This window comes from Pedobacter nutrimenti (assembly GCF_032678445.1).
GTDB lineage: Bacteria > Bacteroidota > Bacteroidia > Sphingobacteriales > Sphingobacteriaceae > Pedobacter > Pedobacter nutrimenti_A.
Genome location: NZ_JAVTSQ010000003.1, coordinates 231,650 through 251,122, shown reverse-complemented (window position 1 = coordinate 251,122; position 19,473 = coordinate 231,650). Strand labels below are relative to the sequence as shown.

Sequence of the window (19,473 nt, the reverse complement as noted above, 5' to 3'; positions counted from 1 at the left end):
ATAATGATAGAAGCAAATTCGAAAACCGAAAATTCGAGAAGAAACTTTATTAAAACAACAGCTCTCGCAGCAGCTGGATTTATGATTGTACCGCGATATGTATTAGGTGGACCAGGCTTTCTGGCCCCAAGTGATCGGTTACAATTGGCTGGTATAGGTGCAGGTGGAAAAGGAGAGGGAGATATTGCCAGCATTGTCAGAGGAGGTAAAACGGATGTCGCTTTTCTATGCGATGTGGACGACAGAAGAGCTGCAAATTCCTTAAAGAACTTTCCAAAAGCAAAATATTATAAAGATTATCGTGAATTGCTGGATAAAGAAGGCAAAAATATTGATGCCATAACCGTATCTACACCCGATCATACCCATGCGCAGATTGCCATGGCTGCTATGCAGTTGGGTAAACACGTATACGTGCAAAAACCTCTAACCCACGATATTTATGAAGCCCGGATGTTAACTGAAGCGGCAAACCGTTATAAAGTGGTTACGCAGATGGGAAATCAGGGTGCATCGGGCGATGGTGTCAGAAGGCTTCAGGAATGGTACGACGCCGGTAGAATCGGTAAAGTACATACGGTCTACTGTTGGACCAACCGACCAGTATGGCCGCAGGGGATTTCATGGCCAGCAGGAAAAGGCGAAATACCGAAAGAGCTCGACTGGGATTTGTGGTTAGGCAGCGCTCCATATAAAGAATATGTAAATAAACTGGTGCCTTTTAACTGGAGGGGCTGGTGGGATTATGGTACTGGTGCTATTGGCGATATGGGCTGTCATTTGGTAGAACCAGCTTTTAGAGTGTTAGACTTAGATACACCCATTAGTGTAGAATGCAGCGTGGGAAGTGTATATGTTGATGAATTCAAACGTGCCTATTTACCGGAAAGCTGTCCACCATCAAGCCACGTCATCCTAACTTTTGCGAAAACGGCAAAAACCAAGCATGAAGTTCAGCTACATTGGATGGATGGAGGAATCAAACCTGAGCGTCCGGAAGAATTAGGTCCAAATGAAAGTTTTGGAGATAACGGTGTGCTTTTTATCGGTACAAAAGGCAAAATGATCTGCGAAACCTATGGTAAAAATCCAAAGCTATTGCCATTGTCGCGCAATGAGTCAGATAAGACTAAAATCACCATACCACGTATTGCGAATCAGGAAGAAGGCCATTATACACAATTTGCCGAAGCTGCAATTGCTGGCTATGGAAAAATGGCATTGAGTTCACCATTTGAAATTGCCGGACCGCTTACCGAAACTTTATTAATTGCCAATTTAGCAATCAGAGGTACAGATATACAGCGGAGAGATGCAGCGGGTAAAATCAGCTATCCAGGTAGAGATATCAAACTGCTTTGGGATAAGGTAAATATGAAGGTGACCAATTTTGATGAAGCAAACCAATTTGTAAAACGAGAGTACCGTAAAGGCTGGAGTTTGGGTGTTTAAGATTTAGTATGTCAATAGAAAATAAGAATTTAAGAGTATTGGTAGTAGGCTGTGGCAATATGGGGGCTTCCCACGCCACAGCTTATCATAATTTACCGGGTTTTGAAATATGCGGATTGGTTTCTACCGGCAAAAGCAAGGAGATTCTCAATCAAAAACTAGGCGGACAATATAATTTGTATACAGATTTTTACGAGGCTCTTGAGATCACCAGGCCAGATGCCGTTTGCATTTCTACTTATCCTGATACGCACGAAGCTTATGCAATAAAATCTTTCGAAAGTGACTGCCATGTATTTATAGAAAAACCCCTGGCTGATAGTGTAGAAGGTGCAATACGGGTAACAGAAGCAGCAAAAAAAGCGAACAAAAAATTATTGGTTGGCTATATTCTTCGCTATCATCCATCATGGGAAAAATTTACCGAGCTGGCTCGGGAAATGGGAAAGCCCCTGGTTATGCGTATGAATTTGAACCAGCAAAGCCATGGGCCTAAATGGACAGTGCATCGTAATCTGATGAAAAGTTTAAGCCCGATTGTGGACTGCGCTGTCCATTATATTGATATCATGTGCCAGATGACACGGTCGACGCCCATACAAGTGAGTGCCATTGGTGCCAGACTTACTGACGATATTCCTGAATGGAATTACAATTATGGACAGTTGCAGATTCGTTTTGAAGATGGATCTATCGGCTGGTACGAAGCCGGTTGGGGGCCAATGGTAAGCGACAATGCTTTTTTTATTAAAGATGTTTTTGGACCAAGAGGCGCAGTATCTATCGTGGCCAGAGAGGCATCAGCCAGTGGGAGATCTGATTCGATTGATTCTCATACTAAAACGGAGTCCATTAAAATCCATTATGCAGATCTGGACCAGGAAGATGAATTTACCAGGAAAGACGAATACCTTGATCTACAGGATGAACCCAATCATCAGGAACTTTGCAACCGGGAACAAATCTTTTTTCTAAAGTCAATCCAGGAAGACCTTGATCTTAGCTCAGCGACAGAAGATGCTGTGAACAGTTTAAAAATAGCTTTTGCCTGTGATGAATCTGTAAAAACCGGAAAGATTGTGTTGCTGTAGGGTAGAATGATAAAAAATCATTTAGCTGGTGTAATCACAATATTTCTGAATTCAATAGGACCATGATCTCCCTGGAAATAGATTGGACCCGGTTCTGCTTCGTTACAGTCTAATGCGCCACCAGTAATGCCTGGAATCTCCTGATTGCAGATGATGGTTTTACCGTTTGCTACAACTGTTACGATGCGGCCTACCAGTGTAATATCAAATGTCTGCCATTGACCAGGATCACCGACAACCATTTCATTAGGTACCAGGAATCCGTAAATTCCACCAAAGAGGTGGCTGTTCGGGTGATCAGTTTTAGGGTTATCAATGATCTGCGTTTCATAACGACCACGCAGGTAAACACCGCTATTACTACCTTGCTGATACCGGAATTCTACATGGAGTTTAAAATCTGAGAACTTTTGTTCAGAGATTAGATTGGATCCGGAATGAGGACTGGTCAATATACCATCTTTAACGAGCCATTGGTTTTGTCCAGAAACTTTCCAACCATCCAGGTTCCTTCCATTAAATAATTTAATTGCTTTACCCCATACAGGTGCAGTCGTCCTTTTGAGATCAGGGGCTTTCACTCCCGTAAAAGGGTAGCTTTGGCCACCGCTGGAATGAATAGTGCCACCAATACCTGTATCGGAAATGGTGCCTTCAAGAGTCATATCATGGTCTTCCCTTTCCCATTGTGGTGGAATAGAAAAACTGAATTTCCCGTTATCATAAGCTACTTTAGATATAGGCCTGGCACTTCCCCCCGTACCTACAAAACGGCCTACCAGTGTACTGAATCCAGAAAGCTCTACCTCTAGCCAGGAAGGATGGTCTGATCCATTTTCACTTACTTTGATATCCCACCGACCTATCAGTCCACCACCTTTGACGCTTTCTGTCTTGATGACAGATACTTGAGCCATTATATTGGAAGGATTCATTAAACCGATGCTACATATCAAAACTGCGATAAAGTATTTTCTATTCATGTTTATATTTATTGATGATTAAGATAAATATAAACATTATTATCAATGTTACCTTCTACTAGTATGAATCGTATCTGATGCATCTGGGTGGGATCTTGTTGCCCTCATATTAAACTATAGCCTGGCTGGGACTGCAGCAGTTTTTAAAAAATATCGCTTCACTTTGGAATTCACATAAAAAGATATACATTTAGTAGTGTAATGAGATTTGATTTGAACCTTAAGTACCTTCTGATTCTCCCATTGATATTTGGACTATCTTGTACTCAGAATAAAAAACCAGCAGCTGTAAAAACAGAAACTGATGAGTCATGCTCTGCGCATTTACCATCCAGGTACGGCATTGCAGTAACACACACTTCCGCAGACAGCACCTTTTCTTCGGGCTCGAAAACATCACATCACGGAATGAAATGGATTCCTGCGGGTGTTTTTTCCATGGGAGCGAAGGATCAGGAGGGGCGAAAGGATGAATATCCCGCACATCAGGTTAAGCTGGATGCGTTCTGGATGGATGAAAAAGAAGTAACCAACAAAGAATTTGCTGCATTTGTTAAAGCCACTGGCTACAAAACGATTGCGGAACGCAAACCGGATTGGGAAGAAATCAAGAAACAATTACCACCGGGAACTCCAAAGCCGCCAGATAATATTCTTGTCCCTGCAGCACTTACATTTAACCCACCGTCTCATCCGGTTCCCTTAGATAATGCATCTCAATGGTGGGCCTGGACAAGTGGAGCGAGTTGGAAACATCCTGAAGGACCAAAAAGTACTATTGAAGGAAAAGAGAATTTTCCCGTAACGCAGGTATGCTGGGAAGATGCGAATGCTTATGCTAAATGGGCCGGAAAGCGATTGCCTACAGAGGCGGAGTGGGAATATGCAGCGCGCGGAGGCATGAAGGACGCTATTTATCCCTGGGGAAATGAACCTATAGAAAGTGGCAAACCTAAGGCCAATACCTGGCAAGGAAGTTTTCCCGATAAAAATACCGACTGGGATGGATTTCATAGTCTTGCACCGGTAGGTTCATTTGCTGCAAATGGATATGGATTATTTGATATGGCAGGAAATGTTTGGGAATGGGTGGCCGATTGGTATCAGGCAGATTATTATCGGGGTTTAGAAGGTACAACCAGCGTTAATCCAGGTGGACCTAAAGATAGCTATGATCCGGATGAACCTACTGTACCAAAAAAAGTAACCAGGGGCGGATCTTTTATGTGTAACAGTTCTTATTGTAAGGGCTACCGGATTTCTGCAAGAATGAAATCATCGCCTGATACTGGTTTGCAAAATACAGGTTTCAGATGTGTATCCAAATAGTTGACTTGTAAAGTATACAAGGCGATGTTTTATGTGTGTTAATCAAATAATCTGGAGAAATGGCTTTCCAGATGATTACGCATTCCATTTCTAAGTAGCTCTGCAGAACCTTTTTCTATGAGTTCTACAATTTGTTATCTGAGTAAAGCTTCCCTGATGACAGTTCTACTCACGCCCATAGCTTGTGTAAGTTCCAGTTCTTTGGGAATACAGTCGCCAACTTTGAATTTTTTTTCAATGAATAATTCTATCAGACTTTTTTCCACTTTATCTACTAGAGAGCTGGTATCTATATTCTTCAGACTTTCTATTAAATCTGTTTCTTTCATAAGCTTAGTGTATGGAGATCTTTAAAGTCATTAATTGGAAATAATATGGGTAACATTGGCGGCCTGGCATTTTTTAATTTATTTGTTATATTGCTATGGAAATAGATTAGAACTATGCATAAAGGACGTTTGGAAGCATTTAGTGATGGGGTGATTGCCATCATCATCACCATCATGGTACTGGAAATCAAAGTACCACATGAGAAAGATAACATTAAGGACCTGCTTCCGATGCTGCCCGTATTTATCAGTTATGTGCTGAGTTTCATCTATGTGGGCATTTACTGGAATAACCATCACCATACCTTCCAAAGTGTTAAATCTATCAACGGGCCAACACTATGGGCTAATCTGCATTTGCTGTTCTGGTTGTCTTTAATACCTTTTGTAACCGGATGGATGGGCGAAAACCACTTTAGTCAATGGCCAACAGCATTATATGGTTTCGTATTGCTGATGAATGGAATAGCCTATTCTATTCTCATCAATGTACTGATTAGAAATGGCAATGAAAATGTTCAGTTAAAAAGAGCCATCGGAACGGATAACAAAGGGAAAATTTCGGTTGCACTGTATTTGATCGCCATTGTTGCAGCTATGTTCAATTCCTGGATCAGTTTTGGTATTTACATTTTGGTAGCCATGATCTGGTTTGTACCGGATAAAAGGATAGAAAAAACATTTGCCTCAGAATGATCTCTTTAGATTAATTTCTGCTCAAATTGCCGTATTTTAAGGATTCTGACTTATCTTTATCATCAAGTTCCAATTGTTGTATTGGTATTGAGATAAAGATTAAACGAGCAGAATCTGAGTTAAATACTGTAAAAACCATTGAAATGAAAGAAATACTTAAAATTGGATTGGATTCTGTAGCGCCAGTCCCTATGCATACAGATTATAATTCTGATGTATTTGAGGGATTTGAGGTTGATCTGATGAGAGAAATTGCCGGGCAGCTGAATCTGGAGATCCACTATGAGATTTCGCTTTGGAAAAATATCCTTGAAAAACTTTATAAAGGAGAACTGGATATGATCTGTTCTGCTGTGACCATGACCCCTTCCAGACAAAGGATTTTGGAGTTCAGCGTGCCTTATCTGCAATTCAGACTTTGCGCAGTGGTCAATGAGGGGACATCCTTAAATAATTTAAACAGCTTTGACCATAAGATTCTCGGTGTCCGTATTGCAACAGAGGCAGAGAAATACATTATGGAAAAATTTCCAAATCATCAGGTTGTACATGCCACTAAAAATGAAGAACTCTATCAGCTGCTTGTTAAAAAGAAAATTGACATTGTAATAGACGATTCGCCTATTGCGGGAAGCTTTTTACAAAAATATAAAAAACTGCAAATGGGAATGTTTCTGCCCGACACACATTCCCATTACGGTATCGCTATGAAAAAGGGAGATACCGAACTCAGGCACCGAATCAATGAGGTACTCAGACATCTTAAGGAGAATGGCGTATACCATCAGATCTATAAAAAGTGGTTTACTTATATAGAACTTTAATCTGCCTTTTCTGCGGAATCCCGGACTTCAATAATTTCTTTTAACTGTATCAGCCTGTCCATAAAACTTGAATAAGCCTTAATATGGCCATGTGCTTTCACGGTTATGATGTGACTGCTTACAAACTTTTTTACATCTGTAATTTTAGTGGCCTGATTCAGGTACACATTTTCGGGCAGGTCAACACTTTCAAAATAAGCTTCTAATTCTTCAATAGACATAGGGCAAAGATAAGATTGTTATCCTAAAAAAGCCCCTCCATAGTTGACATTGATTCCTCAAGAACTAATGTCGTTTTACAAAAACTAAGCAGATGACTGCCATCCAGTTTGTTATACAGTTCCTGTATGTCAGCGTCTGTTCCGGTTTTTTCTAAAAGAAGGGAATCCTCAAATACTCCGGTAATGCTCGCCCCGTATTTTTGGATCAACGACCAGGAATGCGATGTCATAATTTCTTTGGAAACCCTGAAAAAGGCCACTTTTCTCAGGCTGTGTGCTTTAGCGCAATGGGCATCTGCCCGGTATACTTCAATAAACCTTTCCAGTTTAAATAATGTATTTTGAAGATCAGTTGAAGGAAGTATAGCTTCTACGGTGATCATCACAATATTCCGAATGTCTGTTCTAGCCACACAGAGGCTTTCAATTTCATAATTTTTCTTGTTGAAAACAGAGGTGATCTGGTTTAGAAGCCCCTTTTTGTCTTCTGATAAAATGCTGATGATAAATTTCCCGTTCATAATTTTAAAGTATAAAAAAAGCCTTCCGGGTAGGGAAGGCTTATGTGATATAATATTTTTGATCTATTTTCTACATAACCTTCCCCATATCACAAATGACAATAATAATAACCACAATAACAGCAATACCCGAGCTCAGCTTGGATATCATGGTATTCAGATTAAAAATTGTCGTTCTCATAGCGGGATTTAATTCCTTTTTTCAAACGTAATGAATATTTTTAACTATCTGGGAGCTGGTATTGAATTATTTTAAAAAATAGATCTGTTGATATGGATTTTGTTTAGTGATTATGGCGCTTGACTTAACGAAATGACTGTCTTAAATTGTTGTAAAGTTTAAAAGGAATGCTTAGGTTTATGTAAGTAAAACGGTATCTGCGGATACTTACGGATCCCCAAAAACAATAAATTTAAATACATGAAAAGAAGAGTTACAGCCGTATGGAACGGTACAGGATTAGAAGGTAAAGGAACATTGTCTTCCTCCAATAAGTTCTTTGATCAAACACCTTATAGTTTCAAAACGCGCTTCGAAAATGAAGACGGAAAAGCCGGAACCAATCCTGAGGAATTAATCGCAGCAGCACATGCGGGCTGTTTTAATATGCAATTGAGCTTTATGATCGTTGCAGCAGGTTTCACAGCCGATGAACTGACCACCGAGGCAACTGTTTCTTTGGATCCTGTAGAGGGCGGTTTTGCTATTTCCAGCATTACTCTTGACTTGAAAGGTAAAGTCTCCGGAATGGATGAAGCTAAATTTACAGAACTGGCCAATGCCGCAAAAGCGGGTTGTCCGGTAAGTAAAGCATTAAGTGCAACTCCAATTACATTGAACATTAGCTTTAGCGCATAAAAATTCTTGGTATTACGGCTTTGTTGAAGAACAAGGCCGTAATCTTTAACTGGCTCCGTTCAGTGCCATTCTTATAAACTGATCTACTTCCTCATTAAGGTCTTCTTTCTCATACATCCTGAAATGGTGGTTAAATTGATCACTTCCGGGTACCTGGCCAAATTTTATAAAGCATAAATTATCAGGGTACAGTTGTTTGAAAATAAATACAGCATGGAGAAAATTCTTGCCAAGTTGGGAAATATAAATATTCCTTTTTCCTTCACATTCTATACTGATCATGGTTTTTGTCGTATTTAGTTTGATCTCTGCGATCTGAGATACGTGTTCGGTGAAATGCCGGAACAAGCTAAGGGTATGGTCAGATTTTCCGCGAAGAAAATCTTCTACCTGCATTTCATTGCAGGCATGAGACTGATTGTTTTTTAGAAAAGTCTGATTACATAAAGGACAGATCCACATACTCGTTTACTTTAGACAAATATAATAGATAAAAAAAACAGCCTGTTGTTCGAACAGGCTGTTTTTCTCCATTATATGTTAATGGTTATTTAGAACCGCCGCCAAGTGCCTCATATAGATTCACAACGGCCTGTAGTTTTTGTAATTTATCATTTACACCGCTTAGCTGTGCAGCGAGTAAGCTTTGTTCCGAAGTTAATACATCTGTATAATTTGTAGCAGAACTGTAGCGCAACAATTCTTTGGTGTAATCAACCGCTTTAGTCAATGAAGCAATTTGTTTAGCTCTGGTTTCTGCTTTCTCGTTAGCTGTCTGATAAGCATACAAAGCATTAGATACCTCGGCTCCGCTGGTTAACAAAGTCTTTTGAAAAGCATAGAAAGCTTGTTGTTGTTGCGCCTGAGCCGTTTTTAATCGGGCTTTATTTTGCCCGTTATTAAATATTGGCTGAGTAAGACCTCCAACTAAACTATAAAAGATAGAATTGTCAAAGAAGTTTTTCAGTTTAAGGGACGATAAACCACCGTTAGCAGTTAATGTCAGCGCCGGATAAAAATAAGTTTTCGCATTATTGGTGTTCTCAAATGCCGCTCTGAAAGCAAATTCGGCCTCCTGGACATCAGGGCGATTTTGAAGCAACTGTGAAGAGACACCTGTGCGCAAATCAGCATAAGCGGTTTGCTGGTCCATCGTGGTGCGCGTAATTTCTCCAGGGCCTTTACCCAACAGGATACTCAATGCATTTTCAGCTTCTCTTATACTGCGTTTCAAATCTGGAATAGTGACTTGTGCTGCATATAAGTTTGCTTCACTTTGTACCACTGCAGCTCCGTTTACGATAGCACCGTCTTTTAAAGACTTCATTGTTTCTACATCCGTCTGTCTGATCTTTACCGTTTGCTCGGTAATGGCCAGTTGCTGGTCTAAAGAAAGAAGGGTATAATAAGCATTGGCAATACTGGCAATCAGGCTGGTTTGAACAGCTCTTTTCGCTGCATCTGTTTGTAATAAAGAAGCATAAGCAGATCTTTTGGCACTGCTTAATTTGCCCCAGATGTCTGCCTGCCAGCTGGTACTGAGCTGTCCGGTATACGTCTGTGTCTCTGTAGCTATATTTACACCCGAAGGGAGGTTAACAGCCGCTTTAGACTGTTTGTTGTCTGTGGCAGATAGACTTGCATTTAAACTCGGAAGGAAAGCTGCTTTGCTCGCATTTAGCGTTGCCTGAGCAGCCTTAATTTTTTCGATTGCCTGTTTTAAATCTAGGTTCTCGTTAATGCCCTGCTGGATCAATCCCTGTAGGGTTTGATCTGTAAAAAGCACTTTCCACGACAGGTTAGCTATGGTCGTGGTATCCGAATCTGTAACGCTACGATAGAGGTCCTTTGAATTGATCGAAGGACGTTCGTATTTTTTTGTTACACAGGCGGATAGGGTAAGTGCAAAGAATCCGGCAATGAAATAAAATTTATTATATCTAGTGTTCATGTTTTTAAAATTAATGTTCACGCATATCAGCTACCGGAAATTCAAGGTCCTGTTGTTCCTCTATAATATCATCATCAAAAGGTGATTTACTGCTTACCCTTTCCTGTAAACTCTGGAAAATAATAAAGAGTGCAGGAATAACGAAAATACCAAATAATGTACCAATAAGCATTCCCCCAACGGCACCTGTACCAATAGATTTATTACCCGCAGCACCTACACCGGTAGAAAGCATAAGTGGGAGTAAACCAAGGATAAAAGCAAAAGAGGTCATCAGAATGGGGCGCAAGCGAGCTGTCGCACCTTCAATAGCAGAATTTACTATGCTCATTCCCTTTCTGCGGCGGTCTACGGCAAATTCAACAATCAAAATGGCATTTTTTGCCAGCAGTCCCACCAGCATGATCAGGGTAATTTGTGTATAGATATTGTTGTCAATACCAAAGATCTTATCGAAGATAAATACACCAGCCAGACCGATAGGGAGAGAAATTAAAACGGCTAATGGAAGAATATAACTTTCATATTGTGCGCAAAGCAGGAAGTACACAAAAATCACACACAGTAAGAAAATAAATACGGTTTGGTTACCGCCAGCTACCTCTTCACGTGATAAACCGGAGAACTCGTAGCCATATCCGGCTGGTAAATGGATAGCAGCTTCTTCTTGTACAGCTTTTAAAGCATCACCAGAACTGAATCCAGGGTTCGGGTTTCCAGTCACCGAGATAGAGGTAAACAAGTTGAAACGGGAAATAGCCTGAGGGCCGTATACTTTAGTTAGCGTGATAAACTCCGAAATCGGCGCCATTTTTCCGCTGGCATTTCTTACATAAATGCCGTTTAAACTTTGTTGGTTGGCACGGTATTTTGCGTCAGCCTGATACATCACCCGGTATTGCTTTCCAAACTTATTGAAGTTGGAAGCATAAACACCACCATAGTATCCTTGCAATACACCCAGTACATCACTCACACTCAATCCAGCTTGTTTTGCAACGGCAATATTGACATCCACCTGGTATTGCGGGAAATTCGGGTTAAAAGAAGTCGCAGCGTACTGCACCTCTTTTCTTTTGTTCAATGCAGCAAGGAACTCATTCCCAATTGCATTAAATTTATTAATATCGCCACCTGTTTTGTCCTGTAACTGAAATTCAAAACCACCACTGGTACCAAAACCCTGGATAGTAGGTGGAGCAAAGAAAATGATCTTAGCACCTTTGATACCAGCCGTTTTCGCAAAAAGCTCAGCAATAATTGCCTTTACATCCCGTTCCCGTTCGTTCCACGGCTTTAATCTGGAAATTACCATTCCGTAAGAACTACCTGTACCACTGATCAAACTCCGTCCAATAACCTTTAAAGAGTTTCTAACTTCTGGTATAGTGTGTACAACACTGTCAATTTTTGAGATCACGACATTGGTCTGTTCCTGTGAAGTGGCAGCTGGCAGAGAGATATCAGAATAGATCGTTCCAAGATCTTCATTAGGTACAAATCCTTTTGGAGTTGTTCTCATGGTCCAGATCAGCACTACAGTAAACAAGGCAATACCTCCAACGGCCATCCATTTGTTTTTGGACAGGAAGCTGACCGACTTTTTATACCGGCCGGTCATGCGGTCAAAGGAAGTATTAAATGCAATATAGAATTTTTGAAGAAAGCTCTTTTTCTTTTCATGCTCCTCTGCATGCGGTTTTAAAAACAGTGCACATAAAGCAGGACTCAACGTCAAAGCATTGATCGCAGAGAGAATAATAGCAATGGCCAGTGTTAATCCGAATTGTTTATAAAATACACCAGATGATCCCTGAATAAAACTTACCGGGATAAACACTGCTGCCATAACCAGTGTAATGGAAATGATTGCACCGGTAATATCATCCATGGCATCTATAGTTGCCTTTTTTGCAGATTTGTAACCATGGTCCAGCTTGGCGTGGACCGCTTCTACAACCACAATAGCATCATCCACCACAATACCAATGGCCAGCACCAATGCAAACAGGGTTAACAAGTTGATGGTAAAACCAAATAAGCTCAGGAAAAAGAAAGTTCCTATAATGGCCACAGGAACACTGATGGCCGGGATCAAGGTAGAACGGAAATCCTGAAGGAAAATAAATACAACCAGGAACACCAGAATAAAGGCTTCAATCAAAGTATGCAGTACTTTTTCGATAGAAGCATCCAGGAAATCGTTCACATTCACCAGTGGTGCGTAATGAACACCTTTAGGGAAGGATGCAGCTGCATCGTCCAGAACTTTTAAGGAGCCTTCAATAACATCCTTTGCATTCGACCCCGCGGTTTGATTAATGGCAATACCTAATGCAGGTTTACCATCAAAGCTTACAGAACTGGCATAGCTTTGAGCACCGAGTTCAATCCTGGCCACATCTTTAAGACGCAATACCTGTCCATTGGTACCCGTTCTGATAATAATGTCGCTGAATTGCTGTTCATTCTTTAAACGGCCCGAATATTTTAAAGTATACTGGAAAGATTGGTTCCCTTGCTCACCGAACTGGCCGGGCGCAGCCTCAATATTTTGTTCCGCTAAAGCCACGCTCACATCATTTGGAACCAGACCATAACTCGCCATTACATCAGGTTTAAGCCAGATCCGCATGGTGTAATCCATTAAACCAAAAGCATTCGCATCGCCAACACCATTAATCCTTTTAATTTGAGGAATCAGGTTGATGTTTGCATAGTTCTGTAAAAATTTCTGATCGTAAGAAGGGTTATCACTGTACAAACCAAAGATCAGTACGTTACTGGCTTGTTTCTTAGCTGTAATTACACCTGCTTTTGTGACTTCTGCAGGCAATAAGCTGGTTGCCCTGGATACCCTGTTCTGTACGTTTACTGCGGCCAGGTCAGGATTTGTACCCAGTTTAAAATTTACGGTAATCGTGGCTGTACCATCGTTACTGGAAGTAGAAGTCATATAAGTCATGTCTTCCACACCATTAATCTGTTCTTCCAGCGGTACAACAACGCTGTTCATCACAACGTCAGCATTGGCCCCTTGGTAGGATGCAGATACCTGAACTGTTGGGGGGGCAATTTCGGGATATTGAGAAACCGGGATGGTAATTAATCCCAGTATACCCAGGATGACAATGATGATCGAGATCACCGTTGACAATACGGGTTTTTCTATAAATTTCTTAAACATATTTTCTTTTTCAACCGGTTTGAAAACCGGATCACATCAGCAGGTTAATTATTTTTTAAGGTCGGCAAATACGACATCGGCACTCTGTTCTTCAGGCTTAATTTTTACGCCGTCTTTAAGAGATTGAAACCCTTCAAGTACCACTTTGTCGCCTGCTTTAAGTCCTTTAGTCACCACATAGAAATTGTTTACAGTATTTTCCATGATTTCAATTTCAGTGTTTTTGACTTCGCCACTGCTGTTCAGCACATAGACGAATTTCTTGCCCTGCAGATCGGTTGTTGATTTTTGAGGAATCAGAATGGCATTGTCCACATGCTGAGGTATGCTCACCGAAGCACTTGCTCCGCTTTTCAACAATCTGACAGGATTGGAAAAGGTTGCCCTTAAGCTTGCAGAACCTGTACTGGTATTGATCTGACTGTTGATAGATTCTATTTTTCCATTTTCAGCATAGGTAGTGCCGTCGGCCAATACCAGGGAGACGGCAGGAATATTCTTCATCTGCTCGTCCAGTGTTTTACCTTTATAATTTCTGGAGAAATCCAGCAACTGTTTCTCATTCATGGAGAAGTAGGCGAAAATTCTGGAAATGTTGGCTACAGTTGTCAGGGGATCTGCGCTGGTACTGCTCACTAAACTTCCGGTTTTATAAGGGATACTTCCAATTACACCATCAACAGGGCTGGTAATATGGGTATAACCCAGGTTTACGTTTGCATTTACCAGTTCTGCTTTGGCTTGAGCCAATGCCGCTTTTTTAGTTTGAAGAGTCAGCTGTGCAGCATCCAGTTCATATTTACTGATGATGTCTTTGTCTACCAGAGGTTTTGTTTTGGTAACCTGAAGCTGTGCGGTATTGACGTCGGCCTCAGCACTGCTGATGGCTGCCTTTGCTGTTCTAACTGCTTGTTCGTACTGAGGTGCATTAATGCTGAATAACAGTTGCCCTTTTTTCACTGCAGCACCCTCATCCACGTAGATTTTTTCGATAAAACCATCCACTTTCGGGCGGATATCAATATTTTGTATGCCTTCTAGCGTGGCCGGGTATTGAGTCTGGAGCGTGGCAGATTGGGTGTTTACTGCGAAAACGGGATAAGCCTGAACCTGATCAGTTTTGGCGGCATCCTTTTTCTGACCAGTGTTTCCACAAGAACTGATCATCAGTAAAGCGGGTAGTAGTAAGTAGATGGAGTGGACTGTTAACTTCATTTTAATATTAATTTTTTATGTCTTTGTAAGTCAATGGCGACGAAAATATTAATACTAAAATACAGATTAAACATTAAATTGTAATGTTTAAGTCTCAGAGGCTTTTGTAACTAAAGCTTTGCAGAAAACTACGAAATAACAGGCAAATAGGGCTTGACTTTTTCTAAAGCAAAGTCAAGTTGCTCTTGTTGGGTGATGTCTGTATTGTCTAAAATAATGGCATCTTCTGCCCGGGTCAACGGACTTTCTGCACGGGTGGTATCGGCATAATCCCGGTGAGCAATATTTTCGAAAACTTCTTCGAGCGTGGTGGTGGTATCTCCTTTGCTCTTCATTTCATTAAAACGTCTTTCCGCCCGAATTTTAGGATCTGCGGTCATAAAGAGTTTTACCTGTGCGTCTTCAAACACCTTTGTGCCAATATCTCTGCCATCCATTACAATGTTTTTGGATTTTCCCATACGCTGCTGCTGTTTCACCATTTCCTTACGAACTAGTTTATTCGCAGATACAGCACTTACATTCTCAGAAACAGGCATTAAACGGATCTCCTCAGAAACTTCTTCTCCGTTTAAAGTAATATGAGATTCATAGTCCCGGGAATGAAAATTCAATTCTATATGTTGAAGGGCATCTTTTACGGCTTCATCGTCGTTCATATTGACATGATTTCTGATGAAATAGAGTGTTACAGCTCGGTACATGGCACCACTGTCTATATATATGAAACCTAATTTTTTAGCCAGGGCCTTTGCCAGGGTACTTTTTCCGCAGGATGAATAGCCGTCAATGGCAATCACAAGGTTTTTTCTCATATGGCGCAAAGTTAATACTTTAGCCAATTTTTAAGGTTAAAATGCCTTTAAAATATTATTTTTACAAAATGTTACCTGTAAGAGAAGAGATTATGAAAATAGCCACCTTTAAAACTTCGAGAAGCGGAGGAAAAGGTGGACAAAACGTGAACAAAGTTTCCAGTAAAGTAGAATTGGTGATCAATATTGTTGATGCACCTTTTTTCAATCCGGAAGAAAAGGCCTTGCTTTCAGAGCGGCTGGGGCATCGTATTGATCAGGAAGGCAACCTTCATGTGGTATCACAGGAAGACAGGAGTCAATTGTTAAATAAGGAAAAAACGATTGTTAAACTACTTCATTTACTGAAGGTGGCCCTGCATGTTGATAAGAAAAGAAAGCCTACCCGGATTCCCGGAGCGGTGGTGCGAAAGCGCTTGGAAGACAAGCAAACACGCTCCTTTAAAAAAGCAAACCGAAAGAAGCCTCAATTAGATTATTGAGGCTTCTTTATTTTATAACAGAGCAGATTTAGTTAAATCTGTAGGCCATACTGATTGTTCCCCATTGATGGGCTCTTGCCACACTCTTTACTTCCTTCGTTTTGAACAAAACCCCAAAATCAAATGTAAATCGCTGTGAACTGTAATCTACACCCAATTGTTGCGCAAACACAATTGGTTTCGATCCAAATGTTACCGGACTGTTGTTGTTAAATAAACTGCCCTGAATGGTCGCATCGTAAGCAATAAAGTTTAACTGTGGCTTGGCATAAAAGAAGATTTCCTGTTTAACCAATCCCTTGGTTTTTGCATTGTTTCCCACTACAGCATTGGTATAGGAAGAATTAAAAAGCTGGTTGATGCTTCCTATCCTAAACAATATCCCTGCTCCGGCACCGCTAAAAGTCGTACCTGCATTCGCATAACCCTCAAAAGAAAAATCTGCAATAGGATCAGCTGTCCGGTACAATAGACGGGTGTATTGTGCAGAAAGATTAATAGCCATTTCATTTTTGATCTGATAGTCCCATCCTTCAGGCGTATAAAAACCAACGGTTCTGTGCAAAAGTTCCTGTCCTTTTTGTGCCAGTGAATTGGGCCCGGTTGTACCAATCTGCACACTTGTCCTCAGAATGCTCTCGTTTTTGAAAAACCAATTCATTGTGCCTTCCACGTATAAATAACCAGCAAAAGGACGGTCTTGCAGTGTGGGATCCGGAGCATATCCCGAATAAGGATTGAACATCTTTTGGCCGGCAGTAATTTCCCAGGTCTTTTTTTCCAGGTTTTCTTTTAATTTACTCTGGTCGAGTGCATGTTTAAAGTTCAGAAACAATCCATTGGTGTAATAACGGTCTGAACCTTGTCCCAGATAAGCATCGTTGTCGCTTTTAAAGCCAAATTCATTTTTATAGGTCTGTGCATTCGCCATTTGAAAAGACAGTCCACAGAGCAACACAATAAGGTATTTTAAAAATTTCATGGAAAGGAATTAAAAAAGCCCCGGACGATCGGTCCGGGGCCTTAAATATATCTAATTTTATTAATTAGTCGCTGCAGGCTTTGTTTTAATTGTCAAATCCTGAGGATTTTTAACCTTATCTTTTGTCAGCGCCAGTTCAATGACTTCTTTCATTTCCGTTACATAATGGAAATTCAGGTCTTTGATATAGCTTTCTTTAATTTCCAGGATATCTTTTTTATTGGATTTGCATAAAATAATATCCTTAATGTTTGCCCGTTTAGCAGCCAATATCTTCTCTTTGATACCTCCAACAGGAAGAACTTTCCCTCTTAAGGTGATTTCTCCTGTCATAGCCAGATTTGATTTCACTTTACGTTGGGTAAATGCAGAAGTTAGAGCTGTAAGCATGGTAATACCGGCAGAAGGGCCATCTTTAGGTGTTGCTCCGGCAGGAACATGCACATGGATGTCAAACTGGTCAAACAATTCATAGGCAATACCAAATAAACCAGCGTGTGCACGCAGGTAAGCGAGGGCAATTACCGCAGATTCTTTCATCACTTCTCCAAGGTTTCCTGTCAGTGTCAGTTTACCCTTTCCGGGGCTCAGGCTAGCCTCTATAAACAAGATATCGCCACCAACAGATGTCCATGCCAATCCGGTTACCACGCCAGCAACTTCGTTGCCTTCATATAAGTCTTTGTCATAGATCGGAGCACCAAGGATGCGTTCTACATCATCATTGGTCAATACCGGTTCGTAAGTCTCTTCCATGGCAATCTTTGTTGCCACACCTCTTACCAGCGAGCCAATTTTCTTCTCCAGACCGCGTACACCAGATTCTCTGGTATAATCTTCAATGACTTTCTCAATCAAACCAGATTTAAGCGTAATATCCTTCGATTTTATACCGTGGATCTCTTTCTGCTTAGGCAGTAAATATTTTTTTGCAATTTCTATTTTCTCTTCAATCGTATAGCCGTTAACTTCAATGATTTCCATACGATCTAGCAGTGCCGGCTGTATAGTGCTCAAAGAGTTGGCTGTGGCAATAAACAAAACATTAGATAAATCATAATCTGTTTCCACATAATGATCGTTAAATGCATTGTTTTGCTCAGGATCCAGCACCTCCAACAGGGCAGAAGAAGGATCTCCCCTGAAGTCAGAACCTACTTTATCAATTTCATCCAGCACAAATACCGGGTTAGCCGCACCAGCTTTTTTAATGGATTGAATGATACGGCCCGGCATTGCTCCAATATATGTTTTTCTATGTCCGCGGATTTCAGCTTCGTCTCTGATACCACCAAGAGCCATCCTTACATATTTACGGTTTAAGGCCTTTGCGATAGATTTGCCCAGGGAGGTTTTACCAACACCCGGAGGGCCAACCAGACAGATGATCGGAGCCTTCATATTCCGTTTAAGTTTCAGTACGGCAAGATATTCGATGATCCGTTGTTTTACTTTCTCCAGTCCAAAATGATCTTTGTCCAATACACGCTGTGCACGCTTCAGGTCAAAATTGTCTTTAGTGAATTCATTCCATGGAAGGTCAAGCAAAAGTTCAAGGTAGTTGATCTGGATGGAATAATCCGGAGCTGCGGGGTTCATCCGGCCTAATTTTTCCAGTTCTTTGTTGAAATGGTCCCGAACATGAACCTCCCATTTTTTCTTCTTTGCACGGACTTCCAGTGCCTCATACTCCACATCAGAAGAATTGCCTCCAAGCTCTTCCTGGATGGTTTTCAATTGCTGGTTTAAAAAGTAATCCCTTTGTTGTTTATCCAGATCTGTACGAACCTTAGACTGGATCTGGTTCTTCAACTCCAGCATCTGCAGTTCTAGCGTAAGCAATTCCATGACCATTTCTGCCCTGTCACGCTGACTGGACATTTCCAGCATCTTCTGTTTGTCTGCCACGTCGGCATTCATATTGGAAGAGATGAAATTGATCAGGAAAGAAGTGCTTTCAATATTTTTTAACGCAATGCCAGCCTCACTTGGAATATTTGGTGACAGCTGTATAATCTGCGAAGACATTTCTCTTATAGAAGCGACCAGTGCTTTAAACTCTTTATCCGACTTATGCTTGGCCTCCTCGAATTTTTCAATGGTTACTTTTATGTACGGTTCAGACTGAACTTCTGAAATTAGCCTGAAACGTTGCTTGCCCTGTATAATTACAGTGGTGTTGCCATCAGGCATTTGAAGCATTTTGATGATATGGGCTACTGTTCCCACACTATTCAGCTGATCGAAAGTAGGATCCTCAATCGAAACATCCCGCTGTGATACAACACCTATAATCTTGTTGCCCTTGTAGGCTTCCTTGATTAGCTTTATCGATTTATCTCTGCCAACCGTGATCGGAATTACCACACCAGGAAAAAGGACCGTATTGCGCAGTGGCAAAATGGCCAGGATTTCTGGTGTTTCTTCGTTATTCATTTCGTCTTCGTCCTGCTGAGACATCAGCGGAAAGAATTCTGTATCTTCATTTATGATGGGAAGCGCATTGCCAAAATCAAACTGATCTTTTATACTCATT

The 19,473-nt window shown here is 40.9% G+C and carries 18 protein-coding genes; 7 read left to right on the top strand and 11 right to left on the bottom strand.

Going from position 1 to position 19,473, the window contains the following annotated elements; genetic code table 11:
• Positions 1 to 3: 3 nt before the first annotated feature.
• The gene (locus R2S08_RS06155; RefSeq protein WP_316834316.1) at positions 4 to 1,452 is read left to right on the top strand and encodes a Gfo/Idh/MocA family oxidoreductase; all 1,449 of its coding nucleotides are present in this window, start codon (positions 4 to 6) and stop codon (positions 1,450 to 1,452) included.
• A gap of 8 nt (positions 1,453 to 1,460) precedes the next feature.
• Entirely contained in the window at positions 1,461 to 2,543 is a 1,083-nt protein-coding gene (locus R2S08_RS06150; protein ID WP_316834315.1) for a Gfo/Idh/MocA family oxidoreductase, read from the top strand.
• A 17-nt stretch (positions 2,544 to 2,560) separates the two neighbouring features.
• Here R2S08_RS06150 and R2S08_RS06145 read toward each other — a convergent pair whose 3' ends face one another.
• Complete coding sequence (locus R2S08_RS06145; RefSeq protein ID WP_316834314.1) at positions 2,561 to 3,526, bottom strand: DUF1080 domain-containing protein; 966 nt, start codon at positions 3,524 to 3,526, stop codon at positions 2,561 to 2,563.
• A gap of 201 nt (positions 3,527 to 3,727) precedes the next feature.
• Here R2S08_RS06145 and R2S08_RS06140 point away from each other — a divergent pair, with 201 nt between their 5' ends.
• Positions 3,728 to 4,855, top strand: coding sequence for a formylglycine-generating enzyme family protein (locus R2S08_RS06140; protein WP_316834313.1), 1,128 nt, complete (start codon positions 3,728 to 3,730; stop codon positions 4,853 to 4,855).
• Positions 4,856 to 4,989: 134 nt separating this feature from the next.
• Here R2S08_RS06140 and R2S08_RS06135 read toward each other — a convergent pair whose 3' ends face one another.
• Positions 4,990 to 5,184: a GntR family transcriptional regulator gene (locus R2S08_RS06135; protein ID WP_316834312.1), complete on the bottom strand. Its 195-nt coding sequence runs from the start codon at positions 5,182 to 5,184 to the stop codon at positions 4,990 to 4,992.
• A gap of 114 nt (positions 5,185 to 5,298) precedes the next feature.
• Here R2S08_RS06135 and R2S08_RS06130 point away from each other — a divergent pair, with 114 nt between their 5' ends.
• Together R2S08_RS06130 and R2S08_RS06125 are read left to right on the top strand one after the other, a co-directional pair.
• Positions 5,299 to 5,880, top strand: a complete 582-nt coding sequence (locus tag R2S08_RS06130; RefSeq protein ID WP_133781666.1) for a TMEM175 family protein — start codon at positions 5,299 to 5,301, stop codon at positions 5,878 to 5,880.
• Between the two features lie 143 nt (positions 5,881 to 6,023).
• A complete protein-coding gene (locus R2S08_RS06125) occupies positions 6,024 to 6,704 on the top strand; it encodes a substrate-binding periplasmic protein (protein ID WP_108552818.1) in 681 nt (226 codons plus the stop codon).
• Here R2S08_RS06125 and R2S08_RS06120 read toward each other — a convergent pair.
• Together R2S08_RS06120 and R2S08_RS06115 are read right to left on the bottom strand one after the other, a co-directional pair.
• Complete coding sequence (locus tag R2S08_RS06120; RefSeq protein WP_316834311.1) at positions 6,701 to 6,925, bottom strand: DUF6965 family protein; 225 nt, start codon at positions 6,923 to 6,925, stop codon at positions 6,701 to 6,703. The genes R2S08_RS06125 and R2S08_RS06120 overlap by 4 nt on opposite strands.
• Positions 6,926 to 6,948: 23 nt before the next feature.
• On the bottom strand, positions 6,949 to 7,446 hold the full coding sequence (locus R2S08_RS06115) for a hypothetical protein (RefSeq protein ID WP_316834310.1): 498 nt from the start codon (positions 7,444 to 7,446) through the stop codon (positions 6,949 to 6,951).
• Positions 7,447 to 7,867: 421 nt separating this feature from the next.
• Here R2S08_RS06115 and R2S08_RS06110 point away from each other — a divergent pair, with 421 nt between their 5' ends.
• Positions 7,868 to 8,305, top strand: coding sequence for an OsmC family protein (locus R2S08_RS06110; RefSeq protein WP_108552830.1), 438 nt, complete (start codon positions 7,868 to 7,870; stop codon positions 8,303 to 8,305).
• A 45-nt stretch (positions 8,306 to 8,350) separates the two neighbouring features.
• Here the strand turns inward: R2S08_RS06110 and R2S08_RS06105 are convergent, their stop codons facing one another.
• The 5 genes from R2S08_RS06105 to cmk form a co-directional block, all read right to left on the bottom strand.
• Positions 8,351 to 8,767, bottom strand: a complete 417-nt coding sequence (locus R2S08_RS06105) for a DUF5655 domain-containing protein (RefSeq protein ID WP_316834309.1) — start codon at positions 8,765 to 8,767, stop codon at positions 8,351 to 8,353.
• A gap of 85 nt (positions 8,768 to 8,852) precedes the next feature.
• On the bottom strand, positions 8,853 to 10,256 hold the full coding sequence (locus R2S08_RS06100) for an efflux transporter outer membrane subunit (protein WP_316834308.1): 1,404 nt from the start codon (positions 10,254 to 10,256) through the stop codon (positions 8,853 to 8,855).
• 10 nt (positions 10,257 to 10,266) lie between these two features.
• The gene (locus R2S08_RS06095) at positions 10,267 to 13,443 is read right to left on the bottom strand and encodes an efflux RND transporter permease subunit (RefSeq protein WP_316834307.1); all 3,177 of its coding nucleotides are present in this window, start codon (positions 13,441 to 13,443) and stop codon (positions 10,267 to 10,269) included.
• Positions 13,444 to 13,491: 48 nt separating this feature from the next.
• Positions 13,492 to 14,658: an efflux RND transporter periplasmic adaptor subunit gene (locus R2S08_RS06090; RefSeq protein ID WP_316834306.1), complete on the bottom strand. Its 1,167-nt coding sequence runs from the start codon at positions 14,656 to 14,658 to the stop codon at positions 13,492 to 13,494.
• 128 nt (positions 14,659 to 14,786) lie between these two features.
• A complete protein-coding gene (cmk, locus tag R2S08_RS06085; protein ID WP_316834305.1) occupies positions 14,787 to 15,473 on the bottom strand; it encodes a (d)CMP kinase in 687 nt (228 codons plus the stop codon).
• Positions 15,474 to 15,541: 68 nt separating this feature from the next.
• Here cmk and arfB point away from each other — a divergent pair, with 68 nt between their 5' ends.
• Complete coding sequence (gene arfB / locus R2S08_RS06080) at positions 15,542 to 15,955, top strand: alternative ribosome rescue aminoacyl-tRNA hydrolase ArfB (protein ID WP_316834304.1); 414 nt, start codon at positions 15,542 to 15,544, stop codon at positions 15,953 to 15,955.
• 28 nt (positions 15,956 to 15,983) lie between these two features.
• On the opposite strand, the gene R2S08_RS06075 is transcribed toward arfB, so the two are convergent.
• Together R2S08_RS06075 and lon are read right to left on the bottom strand one after the other, a co-directional pair.
• Positions 15,984 to 16,937, bottom strand: a complete 954-nt coding sequence (locus tag R2S08_RS06075) for a lipid A deacylase LpxR family protein (protein WP_316834303.1) — start codon at positions 16,935 to 16,937, stop codon at positions 15,984 to 15,986.
• Between the two features lie 60 nt (positions 16,938 to 16,997).
• Positions 16,998 to 19,472: an endopeptidase La gene (gene lon, locus R2S08_RS06070; protein WP_316834302.1), complete on the bottom strand. Its 2,475-nt coding sequence runs from the start codon at positions 19,470 to 19,472 to the stop codon at positions 16,998 to 17,000.
• Position 19,473 lies beyond the last annotated feature (1 nt).

Coding starts and splice junctions, on each gene's coding strand:
- R2S08_RS06140 (WP_316834313.1), top strand. CDS start 3,728: ATGAGATTTGATTTGAACCTTAAGTACCTTCTGATTCTCCCATTGATA.
- R2S08_RS06120 (WP_316834311.1), bottom strand. CDS start 6,925: ATGTCTATTGAAGAATTAGAAGCTTATTTTGAAAGTGTTGACCTGCCC.
- cmk (WP_316834305.1), bottom strand. CDS start 15,473: ATGAGAAAAAACCTTGTGATTGCCATTGACGGCTATTCATCCTGCGGA.
- R2S08_RS06115 (WP_316834310.1), bottom strand. CDS start 7,446: ATGAACGGGAAATTTATCATCAGCATTTTATCAGAAGACAAAAAGGGG.
- R2S08_RS06075 (WP_316834303.1), bottom strand. CDS start 16,937: ATGAAATTTTTAAAATACCTTATTGTGTTGCTCTGTGGACTGTCTTTT.
- R2S08_RS06150 (WP_316834315.1), top strand. CDS start 1,461: ATGTCAATAGAAAATAAGAATTTAAGAGTATTGGTAGTAGGCTGTGGC.
- lon (WP_316834302.1), bottom strand. CDS start 19,472: ATGAGTATAAAAGATCAGTTTGATTTTGGCAATGCGCTTCCCATCATA.
- arfB (WP_316834304.1), top strand. CDS start 15,542: ATGTTACCTGTAAGAGAAGAGATTATGAAAATAGCCACCTTTAAAACT.
- R2S08_RS06145 (WP_316834314.1), bottom strand. CDS start 3,526: ATGAATAGAAAATACTTTATCGCAGTTTTGATATGTAGCATCGGTTTA.
- R2S08_RS06105 (WP_316834309.1), bottom strand. CDS start 8,767: ATGTGGATCTGTCCTTTATGTAATCAGACTTTTCTAAAAAACAATCAG.
- R2S08_RS06100 (WP_316834308.1), bottom strand. CDS start 10,256: ATGAACACTAGATATAATAAATTTTATTTCATTGCCGGATTCTTTGCA.
- R2S08_RS06110 (WP_108552830.1), top strand. CDS start 7,868: ATGAAAAGAAGAGTTACAGCCGTATGGAACGGTACAGGATTAGAAGGT.
- R2S08_RS06130 (WP_133781666.1), top strand. CDS start 5,299: ATGCATAAAGGACGTTTGGAAGCATTTAGTGATGGGGTGATTGCCATC.
- R2S08_RS06095 (WP_316834307.1), bottom strand. CDS start 13,443: ATGTTTAAGAAATTTATAGAAAAACCCGTATTGTCAACGGTGATCTCG.
- R2S08_RS06125 (WP_108552818.1), top strand. CDS start 6,024: ATGAAAGAAATACTTAAAATTGGATTGGATTCTGTAGCGCCAGTCCCT.
- R2S08_RS06155 (WP_316834316.1), top strand. CDS start 4: ATGATAGAAGCAAATTCGAAAACCGAAAATTCGAGAAGAAACTTTATT.
- R2S08_RS06090 (WP_316834306.1), bottom strand. CDS start 14,658: ATGAAGTTAACAGTCCACTCCATCTACTTACTACTACCCGCTTTACTG.
- R2S08_RS06135 (WP_316834312.1), bottom strand. CDS start 5,184: ATGAAAGAAACAGATTTAATAGAAAGTCTGAAGAATATAGATACCAGC.